Source organism: Jutongia sp. SJQ-6 (genome assembly GCF_054161275.1).
Map to the genome: position 1 here is coordinate 1,942,444 of NZ_CP195314.1, position 20,668 is coordinate 1,963,111.

The following is a 20,668-nucleotide window of genomic DNA, read 5'->3' on the forward strand; positions in this document are numbered from 1 at the left end:
TAGAAAAAGATCTGCACAGAAAGGAGCAAAATTATTTCTGAGGACCTGCAGCAACAAGTGCCTTACCAGCCTCATTACCCTCGTACTTGGCGAAGTTCTTCACGAATCTGCCTGCAAGATCCTGAGCCTTAGCTTCCCAATCAGCAACATCTGCATATGTGTCACGAGGATCTAAGATTCCGCTGTCAACACCCGGAAGCTCTGTAGGAACTTCGAAGTTGAAGTGTGGAATTGTCTTTGTTGGAGCCTTGTTGATGTCTCCGCTAAGGATTGCATCAATGATTCCACGAGTATCCTTGATAGAGATACGCTTACCAGTACCATTCCATCCTGTATTAACAAGATATGCCTTAGCACCACTCTTCTCCATCTTCTTAACAAGCTCTTCAGCATACTTTGTAGGATGCAGCTCTAAGAATGCCTGTCCGAAGCAAGCGGAGAATGTAGGAGTTGGCTCTGTGATTCCACGCTCTGTACCTGCAAGCTTAGCTGTAAATCCAGACAAGAAATAGTACTGTGTCTGCTCAGGTGTCAAAATAGATACCGGAGGAAGTACACCGAACGCATCTGCAGAAAGGAAGATAACGTTCTTAGCTGCTGGTGCAGAAGAAACAGGACGAACGATGTTCTGGATATGATCGATCGGATAAGATACACGAGTATTCTCTGTTACGCTCTTATCTGCGAAATCAATCTTACCATTCTCATCCAAAGTAACGTTCTCAAGAAGAGCGTCACGCTTAATTGCATTGTAAATATCCGGCTCGGACTCTTTGTCAAGGTCAATAACCTTAGCATAGCAGCCACCCTCGAAGTTGAATACACCGTTGTCATCCCAACCATGCTCATCGTCACCGATCAAGAGACGCTTAGGATCTGTAGAAAGTGTAGTCTTACCTGTTCCGGACAAACCGAAGAAGATTGCTGTGTTCTTGCCGTCCATGTCTGTATTAGCAGAGCAGTGCATAGAAGCCATACCCTTAAGTGGGAGATAGTAGTTCATCATAGAGAACATACCCTTCTTCATCTCACCGCCGTACCATGTATTAATGATAACCTGCTCACGGCTTGTGATGTTAAATGCTACTGCTGTCTCAGAGTTTAATCCAAGCTCTTTGTAGTTAGATACTTTTGCCTTAGAAGCGTTGTAAACAACGAAATCCGGCTCGAAGTTCTCAAGCTCTTCTGCAGAAGGCTTAATGAACATGTTTGTTACGAAATGAGCCTGCCAAGCAACCTCAACGATGAAACGGATAGCCATGCGAGTGTCTTTGTTAGCACCACAAAATGCATCTACTACATAAAGTTTCTTATTAGAAAGCTCTTTCTTAGCAAGATCTTTCAAAACTGCCCAATTCTCCTCAGAAAGCGGATGATTGTCATTAGCATACTCATCAGAAGTCCACCATACAGTGTCTTTAGAGTTCTCATCCATAACGATGTACTTATCTTTAGGAGAACGACCTGTATATACACCTGTCTTTACGTTAACTGCACCAAGCTCACTCTCCTGACCCTTCTCATAGCCTGTGAGATCTGCCTTAGTCTCCTCCTCGTATAACAACTCATAAGAAGGATTGTGCACAATTTCAGTTGTTCCAGTGATTCCATACTGTGTTAAATTAATTTCTGCCATCTTGAATCTAACTCCTTTTCTTATAATATAGTGTGATAACATTGCGGCTGTCATGCCTCTTTCCCGCATAGATCAAGCATTTACACGCTGTCCCTGCAGTGGACCTTTTTCAGCCATCGCAACCATTATACATGATTTGTCAAGAAAAAGCACTAAAAAAATAAATTTTATCCAAAAAAAGGCAAATTGACGAGAAACTTTATCGACAAACTGCCTTTTTTATGAATTATTTGGCAACGGTTCGATCTGTTGGATCGTAGTAGCCGCGCTTTGACTTCTTGATCTTCTTTGCCTTTGGTTTCTGAAATGGTCCTTTGGAAAATTTATCTCGAATCGTCGTTGTCGACTGATGTGCATGATCGTAAATCCATTTGGCATCCTCCACCTGCAGACGAATACAACCATGCGATGCCGCCTTGCCAAGCTTGCGGTATTCTGCCGCTTGCAAAGAATAGTGATTGCCCAAACGATCATAGGTTACTGAATGGAACATGTAAGGACCCGAATATCTGGTCGCATACTGGCCGTTCGAATTGTAACGCAGCACATGCCACCGTCCGGAACGACTCAAAGAATATGTCCCCTTACGCGTTGTGTGTCCGCTCATGCCCACCGAACAAACCATTGCTTTGACCGGAATGATAAACCCCTTTGCACCATCTTTTGCGTAGATCGTAACCATATTATCCCGCAGGCTGACTCTGATCTGATAACGCGCTTTACTGCCAAGCTTTTTGGTTGGATCAGACCGACGGCCTTTCTTATCAAAATACAACTTATATTTTTTGCCTTTGATACGTACATATTTCCAACCATTACATACAGCATAACCGCTCTTTTGGCTAAAGAAATAATAGTCTTTTTTGATCTTGCGGTAGCCCTTCAAACGGTTTCCTGCACTGTTATTATAGTATTTATAAGTTTTGCTGCCTTGCGTCTCCGTATGCCAGCCCGGTGAATTATCAGATTCCTGTTCCTCCTCGAGAATATCAAAATCCTGCTCAGCTGCGGCCGCAAGGCGAGTTAATGGATCAGCCTTCTGACTTTCTGCTGCCACACTGCCGGCACTATCGGAAATCATATAATGGTTTGTTCCTATGCAGACACCTGCTGCCAGTAAAACACTGCACAATCCCACTATAATTCGATTATTTTTAAATACTTTTTTCAAATCAGTTCTCCTTATACTTTTCTCTCATCATTGTATCAATAGTGTTTTTATCATATCATCTCTAATCTTTTCATACAACACAAATGTCATATAATTTTATCCGGTCAACCGCCAAACCTGTATTATATATTTACGATGCAGCCAGACGATCTCTTGCCACCACAAAAGGCACCTCCCCCAACGACAGGAAAAATGTGTGAAATCTCTTGTCGCTGTACTGTTTGCCCCATTTCGCCTTCGCTTGTTTCTGCAAATCAATAATCTCCAAATATCCGAGCGTATACTGCATATATCCCGCCGGTTCGGCAACAACTGCATCAAATATCGTCCGGCAGGCCGTCTTGTCATAGCCAAAATCCGTCAGATAATCTCGCACTTCCGCCTCTGTCCAGCCATTATAATTAACCTCCAGATCAACCTTTGCATAAATCGCTAACGTAAGCAGCGTATTTGTTTTCAAAAAGCTTGCCACATTTTTCGTCAAACCTGCCAGAGAATAACTGTACAATTCCGCATAAGTCCCCCATCCTTCTGTGTAACCGCCGATGTTCACGACGCTCCGCACCGGCAAAGGATTCTGCGACTGGTAAAAACAATTTTGATATAAATGTCCCGGATAGCCTTCATGTGCAATCGTTGTAAACGCTTTCGTAAGGTCATACTTTGCATTCCCGTTCAAATAAATCACATTGTCCTGATATGCATCTAATGGTGTTGTCAAATAAAATGCCGGACTAATATGTTCTTCTAACGATTTGTCAACATACTTCATTTGGCAAGACACTTCCGACGGCAGATCAGGAAATGATTTCTTGATCTGTTTCTTTAGATACTGCAACGTTTTGTCCGGCTCCTCTTCCGGGTATTTTACAGATAACGCTTTCTCATAAATAGAACCGTCCTTGACCAACAAATCGGACATTATATTTTTATTATCTTCAATCGTTTGATCCAATAATTTTAAAATATTTTTCATACTTCGACCAGTTCCCACCATCGAACGAACCAGATGCTGATAATATGCTTTTCCCTTCGGCAAATTGCAAAGACCTGCCTGATTTTTGCCGGTATCTGCCAATTCTTCCAAAGCTTTGATCAGCTTTTGATAAGCAGGAATCACGTTCTGCAGCACCGCGGAACGATTGCGTTTTGCATAATCTGCTTTCTGCTCCGCCGTAAGCGTCAGACCGCTCAGTCTCTCCGGAAAAGTCGTGATCATAAAATTCTTCTCCGGCAGTGCAACAAATTCCTTGCACTGCGTTATAATATCTTGCGCCGTGCGCTTGCTCATAAATAAACCTTCTTTGGATCTTTGTTGCTCAAATGTAATAATTTCATCAAAATAATCCGGAATTTTCTGCAACAGCTGAAGATAGGTATCAACACTCTCTTTGTCCCAAAAATGGTACTCTGTGAGTATGACCGGAAGCTGTGTCTGTGTCCCTGTTGTTGGACTCAACGGTTCCTGATATTCGTCTACATTATCCCCTGACAGATCTTGTTTCCACACCGTATGTAAAACGTCATACGCCAACTGCTGCTCTTCATTTAACTTGTCATAATCATAACGCTCTAAAACTGCCAGTTCGTTTTCTGTCAGCATCCGCGCATTTTGCATTGCCTCCTTCGTATAATGCCCTAACATAGGTTTCACATTCTTTATCCCATAATCCGTAGGATTTTTTAATGTATAATTTAATGTAATTCCATCACTGGTCACATTTTCCTGAAACACCTCTTGCAAAAACTGTTCATAATCTGCACGAACCTCCTTTTTGCTTCGCGAATCATGAACGCTCGGATGCGACAATACATTGTCATCCTCCATCGAATAAATCGATGTTTTCCAGCCCTTTTGCTGCCTGCCATAACACAACAATGTGCCACATGCTACAATGACAAGAAAACAGCTTACCATAATCTTTGCCGCTGTTTTTTTTGCATAAAACCGCTGTTTGCTTCTTCCTACATATTTTGCCATCTACTGAATGCCCCCACATTTATATTGCTATTTATAAAATTCTGACACTTTCCATCTCAGGAATACTTTCACAACCACATATGGGTCTGAGAAGTTATTATTAAGCGCTCCATCTTCACACAGTAAAAACTGCCGTATGGCCACATATTGCTTATTATGACCATAATATGCCATCCATTTTGCAGCCAACAAACTAAATTGTTCTGCCATCAGGGGGCTAAGACAATTGCCGCAGAACGCAAAGTTTTTGTGTGATTTCTTATTTTGTTTAGTCTCTGATGAATACATGCCTGAAGGAATGTCTGAGATGTCCCGGTTTAGCAAGGTATCATCGATTTTTGGACGGGACGCTTTCGCTACGATGCGCTACGTCACGTTACTTAATGTCTCTGAAATACGAGACATAAGTAACGACGAGCGCAAAGTCCCTTTCAAAAATGATGATTACCTTGCTTCCGGGACTTCGAGTTTCCGTAAGGCATGTAAATCAAACATCAGAGACAAACAAAATCTAGAAATCACCTAAAACGAAAATGCGGCAAGGCAATTGCTATAGTTCCCTGATGGCGGAATCCACCAGGTAGTGGCTGCAAAATGCGATATAGCTATCGACATAATAAGCAATATGTGGCCTATTAGCGTCTATGGACGTGTGAAGTTCGAGTTAAATACATGTATATGAATTAGTATTCAAATTATTCCGGGAATCACATTTCACCGCCACGTACATATATATGAATTAGCACGGAAATTATTCCGGCAATAAATAGAGAAAGAAAGGATACTCGCAATGAATAACAGAAGTGAGATGAATGTTTGCTGTAATTCCTGCTCCCGTCCTAGTACAGACTGCCCGAACACTGATCCCTTACGCGGCATGCCTCTAGGTATTGGCTATGTTCCTATCCAAGAATGGGGACAGACGTATTGTCCTGATAAAGCATTACAACGCGGAACTATTTTTCCACCACTGGATCTGCCGTTTTGCGGCTGCATCCCTAAAGGATTTCGCTGTCAAAAAGGAGGTCTCTCATGAACGGAAATAAAATGAATGGGATGAACGGCTGTGGCTGCAGCAATCAGATGAATCGACCGAACAATGGCTGTGGCAATCAAATGAACCGACCGAACAATGGCTGTGGCTGTGGCAACCAAATGAATCGGCCGAACAATGGCTGTGGCAACCAAATGAACCGACCGAACAATGGCTGTGGCAATCAAATGAACCGACCGAACAACGGCTGTGGCTGTGGCAACCAAATGAACCGGCCGAACAATGGCTGTGGCAACCAAATGAACCGGCCGAACAATGGCTGTGGCTGTGAATCTGTGGATTTTTCACAAAATCTTATGAATTTGTGTCGCGATGATCTTCTCAAAGTAATCAACGAAGTCAGCTTCGCTATGTATGACTGCTGCCTGTTCTTAGATACACACCCTATGGATTCTTGTGCATTGGATTATTTTCAAAAAATGAAGAAAAAAAGAAAAGCTGCCATGGATATTTATACACGCAAGTTTGGTCCTCTTGTCCTTGACTGCGCCGGTGATGGCTGCACTTGGGACTGGGGACAGGAGCCTTTGCCTTGGGAATAATCGTGCATTAAAGGGCAACACAAGTTTAAGAATATATGAGAACGTTTTTTGTTGCGTTTCTTAAATTATAACTTCGAAAGGAAACTAAATTATGTGGAATTATGAAAAGAGACTGCAGTATCCTGTGAAAATCACACGCTGCGATCCAAAAGCTGCCATGATCATAGCAAGTCAATATGGTGGTCCTGACGGCGAAATTGGTGCTTCCATGCGATATCTGTCACAGCGTTATTCCATGGAAAACCGCATTGCGGCCGGAACGTTGACTGACATCGGCACCGAGGAATTGGCCCACTTAGAGATGGTTGCAACCATCATATGCCAATTAACCAAGAATCTTACCCCGGAAGAAATCAAGGCTTCTGGATTTGACAAATATTATATCGATCACACCTTAGCCATTTGGCCACAGGCCGCAAGCGGCGAGCCCTTCAGTGCCAGCCAGTTCCAGAGCACCGGCGATACGATCACAGATCTTTACGAAGATATGGCGGCTGAACAAAAAGCACGCTTAACTTACGACAATATTCTCCGTCTTGTGAAGGACCCAGAGATTGCAGATCCGATTCGCTTTTTAAGAGAACGTGAAATTGTTCATTTTCAGCGCTTTGGTGAAGCGCTCCGCAAAGTACAGGATGAACGAGACTCACGCAACTTCTATGCCTTCAACCCACAAATCGATAAGAAATCATGCTAAAATTACATTGGGTTGAAGGCATTGCATTCCAACCCACAGATCGATAAGAAATCATGCTAAAATTACATTGGGTTGAAGGCATTGCATTCCAACCCACAAATCGATAAAAAATCATGCTAAAATTACATTGGGTTGAAGGCATTGCATTCCAACCCACAAATTGATAAAATATTATGTTATAATTACTAACTACTTCCCATATTGGAAGTTACTGGCCGATCCACATATTGTTATTATTTTATTGGTAAAATAGCAATATGTGGCCAGGCAGTAAATTTGGATACACGAGAGTTGTGTGATGCTTATAAGGAGATTGTAAAATGACAATATTGAACATGATAGCTGCAGATGAAGAGATATCACAATTAAATAAAGAGTTAAAGGAAAAGACCGGACAGAGTCTGGGGTTTAATTATGATTGTTATACGGGAATAGAAGACTACAAAGAACATCTTCGAGAGTGTGCTAAAGAAGGAAAAATAATAATACACCCACAAGATGAGGCCGCGAGAAATAGATTTGCTACTGTGATAAGTAGACAATAAATTAGAAGGCGACAACGCTACCCAAAAGTTAAAGGAGGGATAAAATGACGCAAAAACATAAGGAAGCCAGTATGAAATTTATCGAGCATTTTGGATATTACCCAAATCATCCAAATGATATAGATTTTGATCAGGATGCCTATGCAGAGGAACTGTTAAAATGTGTCGAAGATAACTTTGATTATACAATAAAGAAGTATGGAACGGTGCCAAAAACAGAACAGCCAAGATCGGAAATAATTTGGGATTAACTACCACCAGTCGGAGATGACATGGTGGTATTTTGTATTACCGCACTTCGATCTGGCACATCTTCATTGCTTCTAAAGCATTCTTATGGCTTTCAGGCGTGACACCGGCGCAGCAATCCTGCAATACAGCAACCGGTACTTCCGGTAAATACGCTTTAACGAGCAATGCATTGGAAATAACACAAATATCCGTACACAGCCCCACCAACGTAATTTCTTCAATGTCTTCCTCAATAGCCAGTCTCTGTAAATAGTCTCCCAACTCTTTGGAGCCGAAGGTCATCTTCTCGAACACTTTGTCCTGTGGGCATTTCACCGCCTCGATATCCTCTGCCAGATTCCAACCGTCGGTTCCTTTGATGCAATGTGGCACCGGCAGATTTTTTCCTTCCTGTGTATCCATGTAATCATCAAAATGTGTGTCTTTCGTGTATAAAATCGTTCCTTCAAAGCCCTTAATAGTCTCAATAACGTTAGGTACAATAGCAACCGCTTCTTTCGTGCCAAGTGCACCGTCAATAAAATCATTTTGCATATCTACTACAATTAATACTTTCATAAATTCACTTTTCCTTTCCAACTATATCAAGCTTAAAAAGCTTCTAACGTTCTGTTTATTAACAACTCCAACTTCCCATACCTCAAGTCCTCCACAACCACATATTGCTTATTATGTCAATAACTCAAACTTCCCACACCCGAATGTACGCCAAAGTCCCATAATACTTATTACGGGGCACGTTTACTAACATTTTGTAAAGACGAAAATCACTGCAAATATTTTGCCTCCATTCTCGACAAAACGCTCTTCTCTTGACACTCCTCATCTTGCCGCAGCAATGCTTCCATCGATTTACGCTGTTCTACAGTAAGTGCATTTGAAAGGTTTGCCACAATGAAATCCTTTTGTTCTGCCGTCAATAGCATCATTCTGCTTTTCGCACCAAATCCTATGCAAAAACGATGTTGCACGCTATTCGCATAATAAACAACATAGCCTTTTTCCATTAAAAAGTTCTCAGCTCTGATACCTGTCAAATATTCGCCATAGGTCTCCTGTACCAGTTTTTGGGCAGATGCCACATGCTGCCAACATTCACAAAATGTAAAAGTTCCATCCCCTGCTAAAAATCCGCATAATTCCATAACATTTCTCCTCCCTGGCAAATCCAGCATCCCCATCTCATTTATCACTTAAGAATTTGTTCGATCTCCTGCAATTCTTCCTCACTAAACTCTAAATGTTCTATACAAGCCGCATTATCAATGATCTGCTGCTTTCTGCTTGCGCCGGCAAGTACTGTGACAACCGCCGGATTATGCAGGCACCAAGACAATGCCATCTGAGAAAGCGTCTGTCCCCGTCGCTCGGCGAGGGTATTTAACTGTTGCAATTTGCTGACCAATTCTTCATTCAATTGTTCTCCAAGCCATGTATTTCCTCTTCCCACACGCGAATCTGTTGGAATCCCATTTAAATATCGGTCTGTTAAAAATCCCTGTGATAATGGAGAAAAGACAGCAAGTCCAATCCCATGCGCCATCGCGTATTGATCCAAACCATCCTTTTCCACCTGACGGTTAAGCATCGAATATGACGGCTGATTTGCAATAAACGGCGTTCCCAATTCCGTAAGCAGTTGCTGCATTCTCTCGGTCTGCTCTGCATTATAATTCGAGATTCCCACATACAATGCTTTGCCCTGACGAACAATCTGATCCAACGCATGTGCCGTCTCCTCAAGCGGAGTATCCGGGTCAAAAACATGATGATAAAAAATGTCGACGTAATCCAATTTCATCCGTCGTAAACTTTGATCCAAGGAAGCAATCAAGTATTTGCGAGAACCATTTCGATCGCCATATGGTCCGTCCCACATCTCATAACCCGCCTTTGTTGAAATGCAAAGTTCATCACGAAATTCACGCATTCCTCGGTCTAATATCCGCCCAAAATTTTCCTCTGCACTTCCATTATAAGGATTCCCATAATTATTCGCCAGATCGAAGTGTGTAATCCCCAGGTCAAACGCAGTATGTACCATTTCTTCCATATCGCTGAAACGACCCTGATGCCCAAAATTCTGCCATAATCCCATAGACACTTTAGGCAGTTTTAACCCGCTGCGGCCACAGCGCGAATAGATCATTTTGTCATATCTCTTATCACTCGGCAAATACATTTACAATTTCCTCCTATTCCAAAAATCACACCATAACATCACAATTCTCTTTCAGTGTATCATATATTTTACATAGAATCTATCCCAATCATTTTTCCTATAACAAACACGACATACTCATCTTAGGAGTTCCCCGGAAATTCCATTAGGCATAGAAATCCTGTGCCGTTATTTATGACCGTATACATACAAACTGCAAGCAAATAGAAAATATATTTTCCTGCAGATCTGCTGTGATCTGTCCATTCATCTGTTCTACAAGCTGACGTGCAATTGCCATTCCAAGTCCGCTCGACGTGGTACTCCTCGCCAGATCCGCCTTATAAAACCGTTCAAATATCCGCTCCACATCAATATATTCCGGGTGCATCACTTCATTTTGTACAAGCAGGCATGCCTCTCCCTCCTGCTCTGACAAAACAATCTTTACATGTCTGCCACCATGTTCCCATACATTTTTAATCACATTTTGCAGCACTCTGCGCATTGCCTGATCATTGCCAAGCACCCATAATGCGCCCTCCTCAAGCTGTAATTGCGGTTCCATCTGTTGTTTTTGCCACTCATTATAATACGAAAACAAGGCTTCTTTGACCAATGCTCCAAAATCGCATTTCGTCAAAGGAACCTCATAACTTCTGCTTTCCAATTTTGTGTAAGTAAACAACTCTTCTAACATATTCCGCAACGCATGAATGCGTTCTTGAATAATTTGCAAATAACGTGTTCGCTCCTTTGCATCCTCTGTATCCTCCAACAACTGAAAATACCCATCCAAGGAGGTTAGCGGTGTGCGAATGTCATGTGACAGATTGGTATACGTCTGCACAAGTCTTTTCTCCTTTTGCACCCACTCCTGCCTGTTGCTGCGCTGCTTTTGCAAGATCTCATTCAATGAATCCGTTAATTTGCCAATCCCCAATATACGAATATCACTGACCAATATCCCATCACTTTGCTTGTCCTGCACAAACCGGAGTTGTTCCTCCAGCTTGCGCATCTGCCACCGCACCTTGACCAACAAATAAGACATTACCACCAACGCGGACAACGATACTGCCACATACCACGTCATACCAAATCCCTCTTTTCTATCTGTATTATATTTATCAAAGACATCACTACGAAATAGCCGACCACTAACAAGCACACATTGCGAATTTCTGTTGCAGTCATGTCAATCTGCAATGTTTTCATTTTGGTCGTCAGCAAATACGGCTGCAGGTCTACACTTCTGTTAAACAATTTCTTTATCACCGCAGAAATCCCCATGCAGGCAACCGGTGCCGCCCCCATGATCAAACACATTCCCAATGTCATGCTAAATGCCATACTTCGAATAAGCATTGCGATCGTCATACAAAGGATCAAAAACACATACTGCAATGCCATTCCCAGTAAAATCTCCGGCAAATATTTTGTCACATCACCCCATTTTATATAATGAAATGTTTTGTATACCGCAATGCTCTGCACAGCCAAGCTGATCAGATCAAATACGACTGTATATATCGCCATGGCGATCCACTTTGCATACACAAGGTGACGCCTATGTTCCATCTGCCCGCCAATATTTTTGATATATCCATTTTTGATATCTAACATCACAAACATTATCGCAAAAATAAGCGCCATCATTGTCAAAATACCCGATTTCAAATGCAATAAAAACATATCTAAGACTTCTACTGACTCTGCATCCATCTCGCTGGTGTCCTCGGAAATACCAAAAAATATTGTAACGTTATTATCGTTCGCTGACTCTATTTCCAGATTTGCCTGATCCTTTTTCCTCGATTCACTTGTCTGCAGACCATCTTTGTTCTGCTGTCCCGAAACATTCCCCTCTGATGTACTTTGTTCCTGTCTCGCAGCCTTCATATCATCACAGTTAAACTCTGTTGTCATAAAAACCAAGCCGATCATAATAATACTGATCACCCAAAAAGATCTCATCCGAAATATTTTATATAATTCCATGCGAATACTATTCCACATATTATTGCTCCTTTCACCGACAACCTATTTTTCTGCTGTCATATTCAAAAAATAACGTTCCAATTCTTCCTGGTAAATCCGTAATTCCCTCGGAAACACCCCCGCTTCAACCAACTGTGCATTGATCTGCGCGCTATCCTCCAGCCGTTCATACAAATACAAATGGTTGACATCGATCATCTCATAACGAGTTATTCCCAGTCGATCCAAAATCGGCATCGCCTGCTCCGGCTGATCTAATGTAAATTCCAATCGTTTGCTGCATTGCTGTATCAACTGTTCCTGCGAAATCTCCTGTAGTAACACACCATTGTGAATAATCCCAAAATCCGTACACAACTTTGATAATTCTTCCAAGATATGGCTGGAAATCAATATTGTAATATTTCGTTCCTCAGACAAACGCTGCAACATATCACGGATCTCCACAATGCCTTGCGGATCCAACCCATTGATCGGCTCATCTAACACCAAAAAATCCGGGTTGCCTACCAAAGCCAAAGCAATACCAAGCCGCTGTTTCATACCAAGCGAAAAATGCTTTGTCTTTTTGCGCCCGGCATGTACCAGACCGACTAATTCCAACAATTCTTCTGCATATTTTTTATCACGGATCCCAAACAATTCTGCCTTAATCATAAGATTGTCCTGCGCTGACATATTCGGATACAATCCCGGCTGCTCAATAAGGCATCCCACTCTCGACCGTACTTTCGCTAATGATTTTCCGGAACAGCCAAATATCTCATACTCGCCAGCAGTTGGATCCGCTAATCCCGCGATCATCTTTAAAACCGTCGTTTTGCCTGCACCATTCCTGCCGATAAATCCATATATCGCACCCCGCCGTATGTGCATATCCACGTGGTCAACTGCAACATGTTTGCCAAACTGCTTCGTCAAACCTCTCGTTTTCAATAACATTTCTCTATTGCCTTCGCTCATATTCATCCTTTCTGTGCTCTCTCTTGTTTTACATAGACTATCATAACTGCCATTTCCGAATATATCGCTAAGAAATAGTAAAGAAATAGTAAAGATTTATAAATGCGCGACCATACAATAACCGATTCCCCATACCGTTTGTATATATTCCTGCTCTGTAATTTTCTTAATCTTTTTGCGAATATTGCTGATATGAACATCCAATGTTTTTGTTTCCCCCATATACTCCTCCTGCCAAGCATAAGTAAACACTGCCTCTTTACTAAATACCTGCCCCGGATGTTCCAATAACAATTCCAAAATTGCAAATTCCTGCCGCGTCAAGTGTCCCAATTCTTGACCATCAATCATCACCCGATGCGTTTCCTTATCCAAATCCATCCCTCGACATTTTAAATGTGTGGATTCTTCACCTGCGCCATGCTGCAAATGTCTCAATTGAATCTGCACTCTGGCAATAACTTCCTTCACGTCAAAAGGCTTTGTCATATAATCATCTGCACCACTCGTCAACAGATCCAATTTTTCTTCCATCTCACCCTTTGCCGTCAATACAATGACCGGCACATTACTTGTTTGCCGGATCTGCTGCAGCACTTCTTCGCCGGATAATCCCGGCAACATAAGATCCAGCAAGATCAACTGACATTCATTGTGTTCTAACCACAACAACGCCTCTGTCCCAGAAAACGCCTGACTACAGGCATACCCTGCCTTGCCAAGCGCTTCCTTCAATAAATTATTAATATGTAAATCGTCTTCCACGGTCAAAATAGTATACATTTTTCTCTCCAATATTACCCAATCAGCAAGCTGCCTTCCTCTTTTAACCAGCGTTCGCATTTTTTATAATCCGGCATCACCTTCGCCACTTCTGCCCAAAACTGCTTCGAATGATTCATGTATTTGCGGTGACATAATTCATGCACCACAACATAATCCAGCACTTCCGGCGGTGCTAACATCAACAAACAATTAAAGTTCAAATTGCCATTGCTGCTGCAACTGCCCCAACGGGTCCTCTGATGACGGATCGTAATGCGTCCATAAGTCACACCCATCCGGGCCGCATAATGCGCCACGCGCTTTGGCACCACCTCAACCGCCTGCTCTGCAAGCTCATGAATTTTACTGTCCGATAAATGGTACTTTGCCTTGGCCGCCATTCGCACTTTATTTCGCTGCACCATCTTTGCGTAATTTTCTTCCAGCCAGCTTTGTTTCTCGTTCAAAAATCGAACAATATCCCGCTTCGGCATCCGATTTGGCACACGTAACACCACCCGGCAGTCTTTTTTGATCTCCAATGAAATCGTTTTACGCCGGGAGCGGACAATTTGCACCGGAATATTCCCTATTTGATACATCATAAGCCGATATTCCTTTCTTCCTTTAACCTCTCATTTCACCTACTCAAACTTCCCATACCTCAAATCCGCCGCGACCACATATTGCTTATTATGTCAATGACTATATAGCATTTTGCAGCCACCAAGGAGCGATTTCTGCCATCAGAGAGCTATAGTAATTGCCTTGCCGCATTTTCGTTTTTAGTGATTTCTAGATTTTGTTGTCTCTGATGATTGATTTACATGCCTTTCGGAAACTTGAAGTCCCGGAAGCAAGGTAATCATCATTTTTGAAAGGGACTTTGCGCTCGTCGTTACTTATGTCTCGTATTTCAGAGACATTAAGTAACGTAACGTAGCGCATCGTAGCGAAAGCGTCCCGTCCAAAAATGGATGATACCTTGCTAAACCGGGACATCTCAGACATTCCTTCAGGCATGTATTTATCAGAGACATAACAAAATAAGAAATCACATAAAAACTCTGCGTTCTTCGGCAATTATCTTAGTTCTCTGATGACAGAACAATTTAATATATTGGCTGCAAAATAGTTTTATTATGCTGACATAATAAGCAATATATGGTTGTGCAATAACTTCCGGTATGGGAAGTTTGAAGCACTTAAGTGTTGTCTCTGATCACGTGCACATATTCAATATGCGGTTGAATCTGGCGAAGCGCTTTATATTGTGGATCCTCTTCCTGCTGCAATGCATCCAGTGCAAGTTGATACACTTGATGTTCATTCGCCCACCATACTATATATTCCAGTAATTGGTAAGATTCCTGCTCGGAAATGTTGTTACGGATTCCTTGCAAGACCCGGATTCCCACGCTGTCTCCTTGGGGAAGCAGACGGTCCAATAACCGTTCCAGCTTAAATCCGCTCACATCTGCCTGCAAATCCATCCTCTCGCCGTGCAATTGACAGGAAAAGCTGTCAATTGTCAAAATACTCTCATCTTCTTTTCCATCTGTACCCGCAACGCCTGCCAGCCAACGATTGACCGCCTCCGTCGCTTCACGTGATAAATTACGATTGACCGCCGGGGCACTAAGCACATTCAATGCAAGCTGCAATTCTGCCTGGCATGGTATTCTCTTAACCAAAGAGCCCGCAACCTTTTTGAACATTTTCTTAGGACCGGACTCCTCCGGCCGATACTTCTGTATCTGCTCTGCAACAAAACATTGCAGCCCTTTTGCATCATACGAGGAAATCTGCACCTCAACCTTTAAGCGCTCTTCCATGTAATCATGCCTCCTCTTCCGGATAAACAATTCCCCACTCGCAGCGCAAACTTGTCATGATCTCCATGACCTCTTCCGTATACTCTGCATATATGTGCGATGCATCTCCCGGAATCGCCATTTCCATATCCTGCAGTTCATACATAAGTGCATCCTCATGCGCACCGGCAAGATCAGTCACCGCCGTTACTGAGTACAGCCACCACTTTCCCATTCTTCATATAAATTTCACCGGCATATCCACCATTGTAATACTTGCCGGCATTCTCTATCTGTGAATAATAAATCTTTAACTCCTTCATGTACTTCTTGACCGATTTCTTGGACACACGACGATATTTTCGTTTCTCCCCATCTAACGGAAACAATACATCTGTGTAATAAAATCGGCATTTTTTCGATAACTTCAACGTAATCTTTTTCTTCAAAAAATAAGGATCGGCACTGTCGAAATATCCTTTTTGCGGACGAACCACAATGCGCTTACCTGTCATCTTCACAATTTGATATTGCGTAGCTTCATCCTTGCGATTGGTTCCTTTCGTATAATGCTTCTTTCCCTTCGTAAGCGATGCCTCCCGATACACTTTCACACCCTTCTTGTACATAAACATCTTGTACGCAGATGCAGAAGCTTCTGCTCCAACTGTTGTCACACAAATACATGCGATCACCAACATTGTCAAAATCTTAGAAATTTGTTTGTTCATGGTGAACCTCCATTCTCCCAGATCCGCTTAGAGTGAATCCCAGGGCATACTGTTTGCTTTGTTGTATGTTCTATTATTGTGTGGATCGTACGAAAATCCATACACAGTAATTATAGTTATATTTTAACAGGCAGGCGGGGGATTGGCAAATGAAAATCTAGTGGCACTACCACTGCGCATCCGAAAAAACAGACTATCCGACTGTCATTGTTCTAATTATAGAATATAATATTTTTATTATATCAACTTCCATTATGGTACATGATACAAGCTATAGAAGGTATGGTGGAATCAATGAAAAACAATTATTATGATTCCAGCATAGAATATCCAGATGACTGTATTGTAGATTTCGATCTGCGCTTAATTGACCTATTTAAGAAATTAGATCAAAAATCCCTTACGACAAAAGAGCGGATAACACATGAATTTTATCGTGTTAAAGAAAAGCTCGATGGCAAGATTCCTACACGTATGCAATTATTCACCTATATGGATGATGATGTTTACCGATATTGCATAACGCATGCCAAAGAAAATCCATTCCGGCATTATTTGGAATTTTTGGAGAAGTTACACGAGCTCTCTGAGACAGAGGAAACACTTTGCTCAGGTTTGGGCAAGGACTTTCTGACATTAATTGAAACAACAGATATGCAGAAGGTCTATAAAATGCCTATTAAATATTTGAAGGCTTCGGGAAAAGGTTTCTTTGTCGAAAAAGACGGTATCCAAGATTGCGAGCAGGATCTAAGTCTTTGCTCGCGATCAAGAATACCGTCCTCTATGTCATCACACTATTACTATAATCAATGTCAAAAATCATAAAAAATCATCAAAATCATCAGGATCCAAACCAGCGTCATCCAAAGCCTCGAGTCTTTCCTCCTCATCCATTAACCGAAAATCATCCGGATCAATGTCGGCATTCAGTAAATCTATTTCCAGTCCATCATGAAATTCCTCATCCACATCGCCGTCAAGACCACTTTCCAGCCCAAACGACCCAGAGGTCGGACCCAAGCCTCCGATACCATCATTCATTTCACGTTCCTCATCATTCGTACACATAAGATCGTCTGCAAGCAGGCTCTCAACTTCATCAACATGACCGTCCCCGTCCAAATCTTCCCAACAAAAAAAATCCATAGTATTCTACCTACCTTTCCCTATTAATCAGAACATTGATTTTCCTCGATTTCCTCAAATATTTTATCCATCTTTGTTCTTTTCTTAAAATTGCGCAACATCTTCTTATCGTGTTTCACAATATAACTGACCACTTCACGAAAGTCCTTTGTTTCCAATTCCTGGTCATGATAATTTTCAGCAAATTTCTCTAATCTCATCGTCGGTAAGCATGATACATCACCTCCTCACGACTCCATCTACTTATAAATTATAGCACAAAAGCGGACGGAATTTTTTATAATTTTGTTATCCACTTTGCCATCCATTATTTCATCAATCTCCCGCCTCACTTCAAAAGCTTTCTTATCTCCTTCTCATTCTGCTTGGTAAAATCAGAAAGTTCGTAGGAACGTATACGTTCCCTAACCAAATTCGGAATGACGAAACCATTTTTTACAAGTGTTGCAAGTCGATTGATTACAGTCTTATTTGTAACCTTAAGCTCTTTGCTGACTTCGATAGGCGTGAACTCTCTTTTATAGTTCTTCATGAGCAGCAAGAGCAATTCCTTCTCTTTCCCTTTTAGATACGAAAGGCTTCCTTCCAATTCTTCGTTGTTTGAACTCTCCGACAATTCGCAAACCTTATTTGAGTATAGCAACACCATGCGAAGGAAATAATTGATCCAGATCTCAGGATGCGGAGGATTCTCCCGTCCCGAATAATACAGTGCAGGCAGCCCCATCTGGATTGATTCATAGTATTCATCAATATCATATGCGAAGTACTCTTCTAATGAGCCAATTCCGTTAAAACCATATCCGTTGATATCTAAAATATATCCCGAGAGCAGCCTTGCTGTTCGCCCATTTCCATCTTCAAATGGATGAATTGTTACAAGCTGATAATGCACTACAGCTGCAATTATGAGCGGATGATCATCTGTTTCATTCACATATTCCACCAATTCATCCAACAGATCCGGTATATCAATATATTCTGGAGGAATATAATCAGGATTCCCTGTTTGTGAATCATATACCGCAAATAATACTCCGGGGGGCATTGGTCCTCGAAGTCCGATTTTTTCTTTTGAAGCTCCCTTTTCAACATACTTCTGTACATCCAATATCAGTTTCTTGGAAAACCTCTCCTTCTTTGCCGCTTTCTCTTCCAAATAATTCAGTGCCAGGAAATAATTACGAACCTCCTGCTCCGGTTTAAGATAGTGTTTTCGTTCATCGCTATCTATAACCTCATCCACCTGCTTCTCCGATAAAGGATTCCCCTCAATTTTAGTAGATGCATAGGAACTTTTCTTCTTTGAATTTTTCCGCAACTTACTTGCTACCGCAATAGGCAACGAAACCTCTGATGCTTTATACCTGTTTTTATCTATCTCCGTAATATACTTTAATATTTCATTTGACAAAGTTACTTTAATCATAAAAAGCACCCTCCTGATATAATGAGCCCAAGAAAAAACATCTACTTTGCAGCCATTTGTTTTTCTAGACATAGTATATCACGAGAGTGCCAATTTTTCCACTAAAATTACACTATTTTTTCACTATTTTACATTTCTACATCATTCTCAAACACCGTTTTAGGCGTAGCGCAAAAAGTCCAGGTTTGAGCACCATACATTTCTACATCATTCTCAAACCAAGTGCCGGGATCTTAGGTACTGCAATAGGTTTGAGCACCATACATTTCTACATCATTCTCAAACCAGGAATAACCGGATATGATCTGACAGAGGGTTTGAGCACCATACATTTCTACATCATTCTCAAACTTGGCGATACTTTTTGTTTCGATCGTCTGCGTTTGAGCACCATACATTTCTACATCATTCTCAAACACACCACGTAGACCCCAGTCGGTATAGTAGTTTGAGCACCATACATTTCTACATCATTCTCAAACAATCCTGTCAAATTGGATAATGTGTGTTTTGTTTGAGCACCATACATTTCTACATCATTCTCAAACTGGGATAGGTGGTAAATATGCAAGCGTATAGTTTGAGCACCATACATTTCTACATCATTCTCAAACATTGCGAGGAATTGATCGGACTTCTGACCAGTTTGAGCACCATACATTTCTACATCATTCTCAAACAGAAAATCAGGCTGGTGTCACATATGCAAGGTTTGAGCACCATACATTTCTACATCATTCTCAAACATTCATGCAGGTCATGCAGTTGTAGGAAGTGTTTGAGCACCATACATTTCTACATCATTCTCAAACAAATGTGAAGATTATAAGCAGTCGGTGTCGGTTTGAGCACCATACATTTCTACATCATTCTCAAACTTATTTGCGAAGTGGGGTTTGTGACTTCTCGTTTGAGCACCATACATTTCTACATCATTCTCAAACGACATATTGCACCAGCTTTTTTGAGATCTCGTTTGAGCACCATACATTTCTACATCATTCTCAAACGAAAATGGGATATGATTGGAAGTATTTAGAGTTTGAGCACCATACATTTCTACATCATTCTCAAACCCTGCGTCTTGTATCCGTCAAAGGGATTCTGTTTGAGCACCATACATTTCTACATCATTCTCAAACTGTACCTCATCCGTGATGAGACGTTCTCGCGTTTGAGCACCATACATTTCTACATCATTCTCAAACAGTTCCAAAATGCCTTTTTAATCTTGCATTGTTTGAGCACCATACATTTCTACATCATTCTCAAACCCCGAACAAAAATACAAAAAATAAAATGTTGTTTGAGCACCATACATTTCTACATCATTCTCAAACAGAAAATCAAGCTGGGGTCACATATGCAAGGTTTGAGCACCATACATTTCTACATCATTCTCAAACCAAGTGCCGGGATCTTAGGTACTGCAATAGGTTTGAGCACCATACATTTCTACATCATTCTCAAACCAGGAATAACCGGATATGATCTGACAGAGGGTTTGAGCACCATACATTTCTACATCATTCTCAAACTTGGCGATACTTTTTGTTTCGATCGTCTGCGTTTGAGCACCATACATTTCTACATCATTCTCAAACACACCACGTAGACCCCAGTCGGTATAGTAGTTTGAGCACCATACATTTCTACATCATTCTCAAACAATCCTGTCAAATTGGATAATGTGTGTTTTGTTTGAGCACCATACATTTCTACATCATTCTCAAACTGGGATAGGTGGTAAATATGCAAGCGTATAGTTTGAGCACCA

At 41.5% G+C, this 20,668-nt stretch carries 23 protein-coding genes and 1 CRISPR repeat array (1 of these 24 cut by a window edge); of the genes, 6 read left to right on the forward strand and 17 right to left on the reverse strand.

Translation table 11 applies throughout. The features are described 5' to 3' along the window. Positions 1–31: 31 nt before the first annotated feature. The 3 genes from pckA to ACSAJE_RS08780 all read right to left on the reverse strand — a co-directional run bounded on the left by pckA (position 32) and on the right by ACSAJE_RS08780 (position 4,788). Positions 32–1,636 carry a phosphoenolpyruvate carboxykinase (ATP) gene (gene pckA, locus ACSAJE_RS08770; protein WP_444156891.1) on the reverse strand — a complete coding sequence of 535 codons (1,605 nt, stop codon included), beginning with the start codon at positions 1,634–1,636 and terminating at the stop codon, positions 32–34. Positions 1,637–1,862: 226 nt separating this feature from the next. Beyond that, positions 1,863–2,807: a L,D-transpeptidase gene (locus tag ACSAJE_RS08775; RefSeq protein ID WP_458008844.1), complete on the reverse strand. Its 945-nt coding sequence runs from the start codon at positions 2,805–2,807 to the stop codon at positions 1,863–1,865. 130 nt (positions 2,808–2,937) lie between these two features. Next, positions 2,938–4,788 carry a DUF885 domain-containing protein gene (locus tag ACSAJE_RS08780; RefSeq protein WP_458008845.1) on the reverse strand — a complete coding sequence of 617 codons (1,851 nt, stop codon included), beginning with the start codon at positions 4,786–4,788 and terminating at the stop codon, positions 2,938–2,940. Between the two features lie 877 nt (positions 4,789–5,665). On the opposite strand from ACSAJE_RS08780, the gene ACSAJE_RS08785 reads away from it, so the two are divergent. The 5 genes from ACSAJE_RS08785 (at position 5,666) to ACSAJE_RS08805 (ending at position 7,877) form a co-directional block, all read left to right on the forward strand. Continuing rightward, positions 5,666–5,824 carry a spore coat associated protein CotJA gene (locus ACSAJE_RS08785; RefSeq protein WP_444156327.1) on the forward strand — a complete coding sequence of 53 codons (159 nt, stop codon included), beginning with the start codon at positions 5,666–5,668 and terminating at the stop codon, positions 5,822–5,824. Then, positions 5,821–6,384, forward strand: a complete 564-nt coding sequence (locus ACSAJE_RS08790) for a spore coat protein CotJB (RefSeq protein WP_458008846.1) — start codon at positions 5,821–5,823, stop codon at positions 6,382–6,384. Before ACSAJE_RS08785 ends, ACSAJE_RS08790 begins: the two co-directional genes overlap by 4 nt. Before the next feature lie 91 nt (positions 6,385–6,475). Next, positions 6,476–7,081: a manganese catalase family protein gene (locus ACSAJE_RS08795; RefSeq protein WP_022024027.1), complete on the forward strand. Its 606-nt coding sequence runs from the start codon at positions 6,476–6,478 to the stop codon at positions 7,079–7,081. Between the two features lie 320 nt (positions 7,082–7,401). Next, on the forward strand, positions 7,402–7,626 hold the full coding sequence (locus ACSAJE_RS08800; RefSeq protein WP_458008847.1) for a hypothetical protein: 225 nt from the start codon (positions 7,402–7,404) through the stop codon (positions 7,624–7,626). A 44-nt stretch (positions 7,627–7,670) separates the two neighbouring features. Next, complete coding sequence (locus ACSAJE_RS08805) at positions 7,671–7,877, forward strand: hypothetical protein (RefSeq protein WP_458008848.1); 207 nt, start codon at positions 7,671–7,673, stop codon at positions 7,875–7,877. A gap of 37 nt (positions 7,878–7,914) precedes the next feature. Here ACSAJE_RS08805 and ACSAJE_RS08810 read toward each other — a convergent pair whose 3' ends face one another. The 11 genes from ACSAJE_RS08810 to ACSAJE_RS08860 form a co-directional block, all read right to left on the reverse strand. Further along, positions 7,915–8,436, reverse strand: a complete 522-nt coding sequence (locus ACSAJE_RS08810; protein WP_118690746.1) for a cysteine hydrolase family protein — start codon at positions 8,434–8,436, stop codon at positions 7,915–7,917. 209 nt (positions 8,437–8,645) lie between these two features. Continuing rightward, positions 8,646–9,023: a hypothetical protein gene (locus tag ACSAJE_RS08815; RefSeq protein WP_458008849.1), complete on the reverse strand. Its 378-nt coding sequence runs from the start codon at positions 9,021–9,023 to the stop codon at positions 8,646–8,648. A gap of 44 nt (positions 9,024–9,067) precedes the next feature. Next, positions 9,068–10,060: an aldo/keto reductase gene (locus ACSAJE_RS08820; RefSeq protein WP_458008850.1), complete on the reverse strand. Its 993-nt coding sequence runs from the start codon at positions 10,058–10,060 to the stop codon at positions 9,068–9,070. 172 nt (positions 10,061–10,232) lie between these two features. After that, on the reverse strand, positions 10,233–11,135 hold the full coding sequence (locus ACSAJE_RS08825) for a sensor histidine kinase (protein ID WP_458008851.1): 903 nt from the start codon (positions 11,133–11,135) through the stop codon (positions 10,233–10,235). After that, the gene (locus tag ACSAJE_RS08830) at positions 11,132–12,058 is read right to left on the reverse strand and encodes an ABC transporter permease subunit (protein ID WP_458008852.1); all 927 of its coding nucleotides are present in this window, start codon (positions 12,056–12,058) and stop codon (positions 11,132–11,134) included. The genes ACSAJE_RS08825 and ACSAJE_RS08830 overlap by 4 nt, the downstream gene beginning before the upstream one ends. A gap of 24 nt (positions 12,059–12,082) precedes the next feature. After that, on the reverse strand, positions 12,083–13,003 hold the full coding sequence (locus tag ACSAJE_RS08835; protein ID WP_458008853.1) for an ABC transporter ATP-binding protein: 921 nt from the start codon (positions 13,001–13,003) through the stop codon (positions 12,083–12,085). 96 nt (positions 13,004–13,099) lie between these two features. Beyond that, on the reverse strand, positions 13,100–13,786 hold the full coding sequence (locus ACSAJE_RS08840; protein WP_118506712.1) for a response regulator transcription factor: 687 nt from the start codon (positions 13,784–13,786) through the stop codon (positions 13,100–13,102). Positions 13,787–13,800: 14 nt separating this feature from the next. Then, positions 13,801–14,373 (reverse strand): M48 family metallopeptidase, encoded by a 573-nt coding sequence (locus ACSAJE_RS08845; RefSeq protein ID WP_022025025.1) that lies wholly within the window; start codon positions 14,371–14,373, stop codon positions 13,801–13,803. A 600-nt stretch (positions 14,374–14,973) separates the two neighbouring features. Then, the gene (locus ACSAJE_RS08850) at positions 14,974–15,603 is read right to left on the reverse strand and encodes a hypothetical protein (protein ID WP_458008854.1); all 630 of its coding nucleotides are present in this window, start codon (positions 15,601–15,603) and stop codon (positions 14,974–14,976) included. Positions 15,604–15,607: 4 nt separating this feature from the next. Beyond that, positions 15,608–15,817, reverse strand: coding sequence for a hypothetical protein (locus ACSAJE_RS08855; protein WP_458008855.1), 210 nt, complete (start codon positions 15,815–15,817; stop codon positions 15,608–15,610). Then, positions 15,777–16,313, reverse strand: a complete 537-nt coding sequence (locus tag ACSAJE_RS08860; protein ID WP_458008856.1) for a hypothetical protein — start codon at positions 16,311–16,313, stop codon at positions 15,777–15,779. Before ACSAJE_RS08860 ends, ACSAJE_RS08855 begins: the two co-directional genes overlap by 41 nt. A gap of 294 nt (positions 16,314–16,607) precedes the next feature. Between ACSAJE_RS08860 and ACSAJE_RS08865 the strand changes: the two genes are divergently transcribed. Continuing rightward, positions 16,608–17,141 carry a hypothetical protein gene (locus ACSAJE_RS08865; RefSeq protein ID WP_458008857.1) on the forward strand — a complete coding sequence of 178 codons (534 nt, stop codon included), beginning with the start codon at positions 16,608–16,610 and terminating at the stop codon, positions 17,139–17,141. Here ACSAJE_RS08865 and ACSAJE_RS08870 read toward each other — a convergent pair. From ACSAJE_RS08870 to ACSAJE_RS08880, 3 genes are all read right to left on the reverse strand, one after another. After that, positions 17,136–17,462, reverse strand: a complete 327-nt coding sequence (locus ACSAJE_RS08870; protein ID WP_458008858.1) for a hypothetical protein — start codon at positions 17,460–17,462, stop codon at positions 17,136–17,138. The two genes, ACSAJE_RS08865 and ACSAJE_RS08870, sit on opposite strands and share 6 nt — an antisense overlap. 23 nt (positions 17,463–17,485) lie before the next feature. Continuing rightward, a complete protein-coding gene (locus tag ACSAJE_RS08875; protein WP_182448265.1) occupies positions 17,486–17,662 on the reverse strand; it encodes a hypothetical protein in 177 nt (58 codons plus the stop codon). 128 nt (positions 17,663–17,790) lie between these two features. Continuing rightward, positions 17,791–18,891, reverse strand: a complete 1,101-nt coding sequence (locus ACSAJE_RS08880; protein WP_458008859.1) for a Fic family protein — start codon at positions 18,889–18,891, stop codon at positions 17,791–17,793. A 117-nt stretch (positions 18,892–19,008) separates the two neighbouring features. After that, positions 19,009–20,668: a CRISPR direct-repeat array (repeat unit 36 nt; unit sequence GTTTGAGCACCATACATTTCTACATCATTCTCAAAC) (it continues 2,203 nt past the right edge of the window).